Below are 9,087 nucleotides of genomic sequence, written 5' to 3' on the forward strand. Positions count from 1 at the left end.
GGGGGGCGCCGGCCTCGTGATGCTGGGGGGCTCATGAATCGCTCGACCTCGCGCTCTGCGCGGTCGGTTCACACACCTGCGCACGCGCGACGGGCATCGTCGCGCTCTCGCCGATCGGCGGCGCGTTCCCGACCTGCACCGTCACGATCTCGACGGGCCACCGCACGGCTGGACGCGGTGTCCGCGGCCATCGTCGACGTCTGCGTGGGCCGGCCGCCCATCCTGGTCGACGGCCTGGCTCGCGCCTCGTTCGTTCCCGCGGTGCGGCACCACCGCGTCGCGCCGCTGGCTCACGTGCTGCTGCGTCCGCACGACCCGGACCTCGCCGCCGAGCTCAAGCCCGACCGCGACGCCGCCATGTCCAAGCACCTCGGGACCTCCGTGGTCCTGGACGGCCTGCACACCATCCTCGACGGCATCGACTGGGCCGTGGTCAAGGGACCGGTGCTGTCCGAGCACGCCCATCCCGCGCCAGGTTTGCGCACCTACACCGACGTGGACGTGCTGGTCGCACCGTCGGCACTGCGCGACGTGACCGCGCGCTTCCTCGACGCCGGCTGGAACGTCATCGACTACCACGACATGCTGATCAACCCTGGCACGCCGGGCGAGATGCATTGGGTCAGCCCGTCCGGAATGCTGATCGACCTGCACTGGTCGGTCATCAACATGGCGTCCACGCGAAGCGAGTTCACGGTGCCCACCGACGAGCTGCTCGCCCGACGTGTCCAGCTGCCTGTGGGGCTGTCGTCGGCCTGGACGCTCGCCGACGCCGACGCCGTCGCACACGTCGGCCTGCACGCCGCGTTGACCGGTGCGCACCGGATGCTGCTCATCCTGGACGTCGACCAGCTCGCTCGTCGCGTCACCGACTGGGACGAGCTCGTCACGCGCGCCGTCGCCTGGGGTGCCGCGCCGGCGCTGGGCATCGTCCTGGCCCGGGCCCGGACGTTGCTGCAGACCCCGCTGCCGTCGGACATCCACCGCGCCCTGGGCATCACGCCCGGGCTACGAGCAGCTCTGCGCACCGTCGACCGTCTCTGGCCGGTGCCGACGCTGCGCGAGGAGGCTTCGCCGGCCCGGTTCATGGCCCGCTCCGCTCGCTCCACCAGCCCACGTACCTGGGCGGCCATCGGACGACGCAGCCTGCGCGGGATCGCCAACCGGCTACCCGGCGGCGACCAGGACGCAAGACCGGCGCAGCGGCGCCCGGCCAGCCTGGAATCCCTCGAGACGTACCTGCGCCAGGTCGAGACGCAGGCCGGGGCTACGCCGTGACGACGCGCGCCACGGCTCCTGAGCCGGAGCTGCCCGACCCAGACGGCGACGACTACATCGCGCTGGCGGCCACCGCCAGGCGCAGACGCAAGACGGTCGGTCGCATGCGTGCCCTGATCGGCCAGAGCCTGCGCCTGTCGTGGTCGGCCGATCGCCGGGCCTTCATCGTCACCACCGCGCTGCAGCTGCTCGGCGCCGCCGTCATCGCCGCGCAGGTGCTGGTGGTCAAGATGGTGCTGGACGCGATCCTCGACGTGACCGAGGGCGCGGCCGGCAGCAGCCATGTCTTGGTGCCGGTGCTGCTGCTGGCCGCGATCACCGCCGTCGTCGCCGTGTCGGCCGCGGTGCGGACCAACCAGCAGCGGCTGCTCTCCGAGCTGGTGATGCGATCGACGTGGCAGCAGATGCTCGACGTCGCCGGCGCCGTCGGGTTGCGCGCGTTCGAGTCGCCGGGCTTCTACGACCGCCTAGAACGAGTACAGACCAACGCGCTGAGCCGCCCGCACCAGCTCACCCAGGGCCTGGTGGGCCTGGTGGGCGGCGCTGCGGGATGCGTCGGCCTGTCGGTGGCCATCGTCAGCCTGGAGCCGGTGCTGCTGCCGCTACTGCTGCTGGCCGGGGTGCCGCTGTTCTTCACCAGCCGCTCCGAGAGTCGGCTCGAGTTCGACTTCACCGTCAGCCAGACGCCACGGCTGCGGATGCGCCACTATCTCGGACTGATCCAGACCGGGCGCGACGAGGCCAAGGAGATCCGTGCCTACGGGCTGTCCCGCACGCTGCGCGAACGCTTCGACGACGTCTACGACGCCTACACCACTGACCTGCGCGGTCACCTGCGCCGGCGCACCCGGCTCGCGGTGGTGGGCAATGCCGCCTCCGCGGCTTTCCTCGCCGCGACGCTGATGGCACTGGTGTGGCTGGTGGGCCGCGGCCGGGTCACCCTGGCCGAGGCCGGTGCGGCGATCATCGCCATCCGGCTGCTCGCCGCTCAGGTGACGACGTTGTTCAAGAGCGCGCAGCAGATCTTCGAGTCCGGCCTGTTCCTCGACGACCTGGCGGACTTCGTGTCGATGCGCCCCGCGGCCGAGCAGGCCGAGGCCGGCGCACCGGCACCTGCGACGTTCGGCACGCTCACCGCCGACGGCGTGACGTTCACCTACCCGGGGAGCCAGCAGCCGGCGCTGGACGACGTGTCCCTGCGTCTGGAGGCCGGCGAGATCGTCGCACTGGTCGGGGAGAACGGTTCGGGCAAGACCACACTGGCGAAACTGTTGGCCACCCTGTATGAGCCCGACGGCGGAGCGATCCGCTGGGACGGCGTGGACGTCAGCAGCTACGCTCGCGCCGAACTGCGGCGATCGATCGCCGTCGTGTTCCAGGACTTCGTGCGCTACCACCTGACCGCTCGCGAGAACATCGGGCTCGGCCGGGTGGAGCAGTTCGCCGACGACGACGCCATCGCCCGCGCGGCACAGCGCTCCGGCATCGACGACGTCATCGAGTCGCTGCCGCAGGGATGGGACACCTTCCTGTCCCGGATGTTCAAAGGCGGGCGTGATCTGTCGCTGGGCCAGTGGCAGCGCGTCGCGCTCGCGCGGGCGTTCTTCCGCGACGCGCCGTTCGTCATCCTGGACGAACCGTCGTCGTCGCTGGATCCGCGGGCCGAGTACGCACTGTTCGAGTCGTTGCGCGAACTGCTGGGCGGGCGCAGCGTGCTGTTCATCTCGCATCGGTTCTCCACCGTGCGCACCGCCGATCGCATCTACGTCCTCGACGGCGGGCGCGTCACCGAACACGGCACGCACGAGGAACTGATGGCCCTCGACGGGCACTACGCCGAGCTGTTCCGGCTGCAAGCAACGGCCTACCTCGAGCCCACGTCGTGATCATCGTCGGCGAGGCTTCGATCGTCCATGCGCGACCGGCCATCGGCGGGTAGCGTCGCGAGCTATGCGGAAACGAAACACGACCCCGGCCATCAGCGCACGTCGCCATCAAGTCTTCGATGCGGTGCTGAGCACCTTTCAGCCCGGACGCCTCGTTGACTTGGGCGCCGGGCACGGTGGCTACGCCCGGCGCGCCGCCGACGCCGGCTGGACGGTGACCGCTGTCGACGCGCGCGACGATCGATTCCCCGACGACTCTCGCATCACCTGGATCAAGCAAGACGTCCGCGAGTTCGACCTGACCGGCTTCGACCTCGTGCTCTGTCTCGGCCTGTGGTACCACCTGACGGTCGACGACCAGATGAGCCTGCTCATCAAGATGGCCCGCAACGGCTCCCCGGTGGTCATCGACACCCACGTCGCCACCGACAACCCCACGTTCAAGCTCTCCGACCCCGTCGTCCAGAACGGCTACACCGGCCGCCTCTACAACGAGAAGGGCTGGAAGACGCGGCTGACCGCGTCGTGGAACAACACCGAGTCCTTCTGGCCGGCCGAGGACGAGTTCTACCGGATGCTCGCCGAGCACGGCTTCCCGGTCGTGTTCGCAGCGACGCCGTGGGTCACCCGTGACCGCACGTTCTTCCTGTGCGCGCCCGGCCCGCAGCAGGAGTCGACCGGCGAGTAGGCCTCACCGTGTGGACCACGCTGGCGTGATCGGGCCGATCGCAAATCGAACCCCACCTCACGACGCACTTCATCGGTCGCGTGGCCGACTAGGTCTGTCGGCGATCCAGCGGAAGATGACACAAATGCTCAAGAACCCGTTGAGCAAAGGCTGGGCAATTCGCGGCTTTCAGCGCATCGACCAGGCTCATCGACCGTGGCTTGGCTTCCCAGTGCTTCTCTGTCTTCGCGTGACCTCTCGTACATGGTGTGGGGCAGAGTCGTCGACCAGGACGAGGAAGCTGTCCGGGGTGTGTACCTCGTAGGGCAGGCTGTCCAGGTCGATGTCGGGCGACGTGAACCCGGTATCAGCGGTGATGACATATGCAGCACCGGCCGCGACGGCGGCAGCATGGACGTGCTGATCGTTCTTGTCTGATCCAGCGAAGGAGCCGTCAATGGTGAAGTTGTCAATGCGGCCGTTGCCGAGCGCAGCGGTGATTCGGTCGCGAATCTTGGTGATGACTGCCCCGTCAGCTGTCGGATGTTGGCGCCGGTAGTTGTAGACCACCTCGGCCATGATGTCCTCGGTCCAGCAAAGCTCATACAATCCGCCGCCGGACTCCAGCTGAATCAAGATCAACCAGTCGCGTAGCGTCCGAGAGTACAAGACGTTCGCGTCCGCCAGCACGCGAGTGATCATGCGACACAGGGTAACCGTGGATGGCACTCACTCAACGTCAAGATCGTCTTCGATTTGCCGCAGTTCGTCGAAGGCAGCACGTTGACGCTGAAGCTGCACACGACGAAACTCGACAACGTCGGAGAGGTTGAGGCGGTGATGTGTGCCCACCTTGTGAGCCGGGATCTCGCCGTCGCGAATCATTCGCATGAGCGTCGGGCGGGATACGCCGAGCTCCGCAGCCGCGACCGTGGTGGAGAGCTCTTGCGGAAGCGTCTTCAGCGTCACGGAGCCACCTTCAGCAATGGTGCGAAGCACCTGGCGAATCAAGTTGCCCAGCGCATCGGGGATCTCGACCTCCGCCTCTTCACTGAGCGCCGTGAACCGAGGCTCGGGCGCCTGGGCAACGAACTCACGTGCCATCTGCTCTTGGCGGGTCGTCACGGTAAGAGTGGACACGGCAGCCTCCGGAGTTTCACCTACAAGTGTCAAGTGTTGCACTTGCAGGTGAAAGCGACAAGGCAGATCCGCTCACTGCCACGCTGAGCGCCACCACCGTTGCATGTTCATGCATAACCGTGCATAATCTTTCTACGTGTCCAAGGTTCTCACCTCCCTACCCAAGGGCGAGCGCATCGGCATCGCCTTCTCCGGCGGCCTCGACACCTCTGTCGCGGTCGCGTGGATGCGCGAGCACGGCGCCGTCCCGTGCACGTACACCGCCGACATCGGGCAGTACGACGAGCCCGACATCGCGTCGGTGCCCGGCCGTGCGCTGGCCTACGGCGCCGAGCTCGCGCGCCTGGTCGACTGCCGAGCCGCACTGGTCGAGGAGGGTCTGGCCGCACTGACCTGCGGTGCGTTCCACATTCGCTCGGCGGGGCGGCCGTACTTCAACACCACGCCGCTGGGTCGCGCCGTCACCGGAACCTTGCTGGTGCGCGCGATGCTCGAGGACGACGTCCAGATCTGGGGCGACGGCTCGACGTTCAAGGGCAACGACATCGAGCGCTTCTACCGCTACGGCCTGCTCGCCAACCCGAGCCTACGTATCTACAAGCCGTGGCTGGACGCGGACTTCGTCGCCGAGCTCGGCGGGCGCACGGAGATGTCGCAGTGGCTGCTCGCCCGCGACCTGCCATACCGCGACAGTCCCGAGAAGGCCTACTCCACCGACGCCAACATCTGGGGCGCCACCCACGAGGCCAAGACCTTGGAACACCTCGACGTCAGTATCGAGACGGTGGACCCGATCATGGGTGTGCGGTTCTGGGACCCCGACGTCGAGATCGTCCCCGAGGACGTCACGATCGGGTTCGACCAAGGCCGCCCGGTCACCGTCAACGGCAAGGAGTTCGCCAGCCCGGTCGACCTGGTGCTGGAGGCCAACGCCATCGGCGGGCGGCACGGCCTGGGGATGTCCGACCAGATCGAGAACCGCGTCATCGAGGCCAAGAGCCGCGGCATCTACGAGGCGCCGGGCATGGCGCTGCTGCACATCGCCTACGAACGACTGGTCAACGCGATCCACAACGAAGACACCCTGGCGAGCTACCACAACGAGGGACGCCGGCTGGGCCGGTTGATGTACGAGGGCCGCTGGCTCGACCCGCAGGCGCTGATGCTGCGCGAGTCGTTGCAGCGGTGGGTCGGCGCGGCGGTCACCGGTGAGGTGACGCTACGGCTGCGGCGCGGCGAGGACTACTCGATCCTGGACACGTCCGGCCCCGCCTTCAGCTACCACCCGGACAAGCTCTCGATGGAGCGCACCGAGGACGCGGCCTTCGGCCCGGTGGACCGGATCGGGCAGTTGACCATGCGCAACCTCGACATCGCCGACTCGCGCGCCAAGCTCGAGCAGTACGCGAACCTCGGACTGGTCGGCACCACGCAGCCGGAGTTCATCGGAGCCGCCCAGGCCGCCTCCACCGGGTTGATCGGCGCCATGCCGCAAGGTGGCGCGCAGGCGATCGCCGCCGGCGGTGAGCCCACGGCCGACGACGAATGGCTCGACCGCGCCGCCATGGAGTCCGGCACGGACTGACCGGCTCAACGCACGACAGGAGCCGCGCGAACCCCGAACGCTTCGTCGACGACAGCGGCGGCGATGCCGTCCGGGAACGGTGGTCCCCACGGCACGTAGGCCTGCAGCACCGGCACGGTCTCCACCAACCCAGCGGTGTCGTGGAACTGTCGGTCCAGGACGGCACGGTCGGTCCAGCCGAGCAGCCGGGGGAAACACAGCACCGTGATCAGCGCGTCCATCGGCCGTAGCCGGGTGACCTCGACCTTCGTCCGCTCCCGATCCGGCACCGGCACGATCACCGCGCTCAGCGGAACGTCGTCGCGCTGGGCGCTTTCCAGCCGCACCGCGTCGCGGGCATCGCTGGTCACCCGGCTCGCCGGAGCGACCGGGAACTTCTCGATCAACTCGGCGGCCGCTTTTCGCAGCCGCAACTCCGTCGCACCCAGCCGACAGCGGTAGCCGGCGCCGTCGTGGTCGAGGCGCAGCACGTCGTCGGTGATCAACGTGGCTCCGTCCGCGCACATCAACCCCGCCATGGTCGACTTGCCCATACCGGAGCGCCCTACGAAGGCCACCGCCGAGTCGCCGACCTGGACGGCGCTGGCGTGCAGCACCAGCTGCCGCCGCATCGTCAACACGAACGACAACAACGCCCCAGCGGCCAGCACACCGGCCACGCCGGCGTCGGCACCGTCGACGACGTGCATCCACACCCGGCGCATCGACGGCGCAACGACGAAGTCGCACACCCGGTAGAAGCGCAGCACGTACTCGCCGGACTCGGTGACGGTGAACGTGTAGTAGGGCTGGTCGGTCTCCAGGTGCGCCAGCACCCGTCCCTCCGGCGGCGTGGAACGGCGCGGGATCGGCTCACCCCACCGGATCACCAGGTCGGGCTCGCCCGATGGCTGCACGGCGCGCGACTGGTGCAGCGGCACCTCGGAGGCCACCGTCAGCCCGTACAGCGCGTGGACCTCGAGCTCACGTACGGTCATCGCGGCCCGCCTCCCGGACGTACGGTCTCCAGCGTGCGGTAGGCGGCAGCGCCGGCCGGGTCGAGGCTCACGCCATTGACCTCCAGCCACGCGTGTGCCTGAATCCGGCCGTCGATCTTCGCCACCCCCACCCGCAGCGCGGGGTGCAGGCGCCGCAGCCGGTGGCCACTGACCAGCGCACGGCGCAGGCACGTGTCGCCGAACGGCCAGTGACGCATGACCCGCCTGGTGGCACGCAGCCGGCGACGCACCCACGGCCGGGCCCGCAGCACGCCCGGCTCAGGCATGACGGCGTCGCCGTCGTCCAGGCGCAACGGCACGCCGAGCAGCTTCGCCAGCCGCGGCAGCGTCATCGTCCGCAGGCCGATCTCGACGATGACGGCCACCGCTGCCGCCATCAACACCCCCGGCCAGTCCCGCGCGGGGACGGCGCGCGCCACAGCCACCGGTGACCTCACGCTGTACCTCCGGTGACCGTGGCGGGCCTGCTCGCCAGCCATGCCGATTGCAACAAAAGCCCGCTGAGCGTGGACGGCTCGTCCGACAGCCACGCCTGGCGCAGCGCCTCGGGGTCGACCAGATCCGGGTCGACACCGCTGCCGTCCCAGGCGCGGGCGAACTCGCGGGTCGCTTCGCCCATGTAGGCGCGGTCGAACGACGCCTTGCTCGTGCGGCGCAGGATCTCGTCGGGCAACACGTCGGCGAACAGCCGGCGCATCAGCGCCGTCCGGCCGGCATAACCCCACCGTCCACCGGCGGCTGCCAGGGCGGCCAGGAAGTCGTGATCGAGCAGCGGATGCGCCACCGTGACACTGTGCTCGGCGCCCAGCGCGTGGTAGCAACCGAGAACCGCGTGAACCGCCCGACGGTGTCGTAACCACCACGTCGCTCGGTCCCACCGCAATGGCTCGCCGGCTTCGTCCGCGGCCAGCAAGCGGTGATGCTTCTTGGCGACGTCCGGCCGCAGCCAGGATTGATAGCCGGATCGAAGCATCTCCGCCCGTGCGGCGGCCCGGCGTATCGGACCTGGCATGAGCGCCGCCGCCGACGCCGACAGCAGAGCCCGCGAGGCGGGCCGGCGCTTGCCCACCAGCAACGTCAGCGGAGTGACCCGGTGTGCGCCGATGACCTCGTCGCCGCCCTCACCGGTGAGCAGGGTTCCCCCGGCAGCCGCGGTGAACAACGCCTGCTTGACGTGAAACGCCGGTGGCCACAGCAGCCCACGACGCAGCAATCCGGCTTGACCCACCTCGCCCAACAGATCGCTCGCGCCGTAGATCGAAATTCGCACCCAGTCGGCCAGACCGAGATGCTCGATCACCATGTCCTGCCAGGCCGACTCGTCGGTGTCGTCCACCTCCGGGTACACCTCGGTGACCGGAACCGGGTCGGGCAGCCCTTCCCTACGCGCCACCTCCGTCGCCACGGCGAGGACCGCCGAAGAATCGCGGCCGCCGGAGAACGACACGAAACACGGCGGACGTCGTAGTGCGCGGCCGATCACCGCTTCCAGCGCTGCGCGCGGTGTCGTCGTGACGTGTGGGAGTGGGGTCA

At 68.9% G+C, this 9,087-nt stretch carries 9 protein-coding genes; 4 read left to right on the forward strand and 5 right to left on the reverse strand.

Annotated elements, in window-relative coordinates; translation table 11 throughout:
* Positions 1-177 precede the first annotated feature (177 nt).
* The 3 genes from M6444_RS04740 to M6444_RS04750 all read left to right on the forward strand — a co-directional run bounded on the left by M6444_RS04740 (position 178) and on the right by M6444_RS04750 (position 3,852).
* On the forward strand, positions 178-1,278 hold the full coding sequence (locus M6444_RS04740) for a nucleotidyltransferase family protein (protein ID WP_298323656.1): 1,101 nt from the start codon (positions 178-180) through the stop codon (positions 1,276-1,278).
* Positions 1,275-3,164: an ABC transporter ATP-binding protein gene (locus tag M6444_RS04745; protein ID WP_298323658.1), complete on the forward strand. Its 1,890-nt coding sequence runs from the start codon at positions 1,275-1,277 to the stop codon at positions 3,162-3,164. The genes M6444_RS04740 and M6444_RS04745 overlap by 4 nt, the downstream gene beginning before the upstream one ends.
* Positions 3,165-3,228: 64 nt before the next feature.
* The gene (locus tag M6444_RS04750) at positions 3,229-3,852 is read left to right on the forward strand and encodes a class I SAM-dependent methyltransferase (RefSeq protein ID WP_298323661.1); all 624 of its coding nucleotides are present in this window, start codon (positions 3,229-3,231) and stop codon (positions 3,850-3,852) included.
* Between the two features lie 186 nt (positions 3,853-4,038).
* Here M6444_RS04750 and M6444_RS04755 read toward each other — a convergent pair whose 3' ends face one another.
* Together M6444_RS04755 and M6444_RS04760 are read right to left on the reverse strand one after the other, a co-directional pair.
* Complete coding sequence (locus tag M6444_RS04755; protein ID WP_298323663.1) at positions 4,039-4,533, reverse strand: PIN domain-containing protein; 495 nt, start codon at positions 4,531-4,533, stop codon at positions 4,039-4,041.
* A 27-nt stretch (positions 4,534-4,560) separates the two neighbouring features.
* The gene (locus M6444_RS04760; RefSeq protein ID WP_298323666.1) at positions 4,561-4,956 is read right to left on the reverse strand and encodes an excisionase family DNA-binding protein; all 396 of its coding nucleotides are present in this window, start codon (positions 4,954-4,956) and stop codon (positions 4,561-4,563) included.
* A 151-nt stretch (positions 4,957-5,107) separates the two neighbouring features.
* On the opposite strand from M6444_RS04760, the gene argG reads away from it, so the two are divergent.
* Positions 5,108-6,556 (forward strand): argininosuccinate synthase, encoded by a 1,449-nt coding sequence (gene argG / locus M6444_RS04765; RefSeq protein WP_298323668.1) that lies wholly within the window; start codon positions 5,108-5,110, stop codon positions 6,554-6,556.
* 5 nt (positions 6,557-6,561) lie between these two features.
* On the opposite strand, the gene M6444_RS04770 is transcribed toward argG, so the two are convergent.
* From M6444_RS04770 to M6444_RS04780, 3 genes are all read right to left on the reverse strand, one after another.
* Positions 6,562-7,533: a hypothetical protein gene (locus M6444_RS04770; protein WP_298323669.1), complete on the reverse strand. Its 972-nt coding sequence runs from the start codon at positions 7,531-7,533 to the stop codon at positions 6,562-6,564.
* A complete protein-coding gene (locus tag M6444_RS04775; RefSeq protein ID WP_298323671.1) occupies positions 7,530-7,979 on the reverse strand; it encodes a lasso peptide biosynthesis B2 protein in 450 nt (149 codons plus the stop codon). Before M6444_RS04775 ends, M6444_RS04770 begins: the two co-directional genes overlap by 4 nt.
* A gap of 8 nt (positions 7,980-7,987) precedes the next feature.
* On the reverse strand, positions 7,988-9,087 hold a 1,100-nt coding region (locus M6444_RS04780; protein ID WP_298323673.1), incomplete at its 5' end, for an asparagine synthase-related protein.

It is taken from the genome of Haloactinopolyspora sp., from assembly GCF_027324685.1.
Lineage (GTDB): Bacteria > Actinomycetota > Actinomycetes > Jiangellales > Jiangellaceae > Haloactinopolyspora.

What these genes read in the sequence shown, in the direction of transcription:
- M6444_RS04750 (WP_298323661.1), top strand. Translation starts at nt 3,229, where the DNA reads ATGCGGAAACGAAACACGACCCCGGCCATCAGCGCACGTCGCCATCAA.
- M6444_RS04755 (WP_298323663.1), bottom strand. Translation starts at nt 4,533, where the DNA reads ATGATCACTCGCGTGCTGGCGGACGCGAACGTCTTGTACTCTCGGACG.
- M6444_RS04770 (WP_298323669.1), bottom strand. Translation starts at nt 7,533, where the DNA reads ATGACCGTACGTGAGCTCGAGGTCCACGCGCTGTACGGGCTGACGGTG.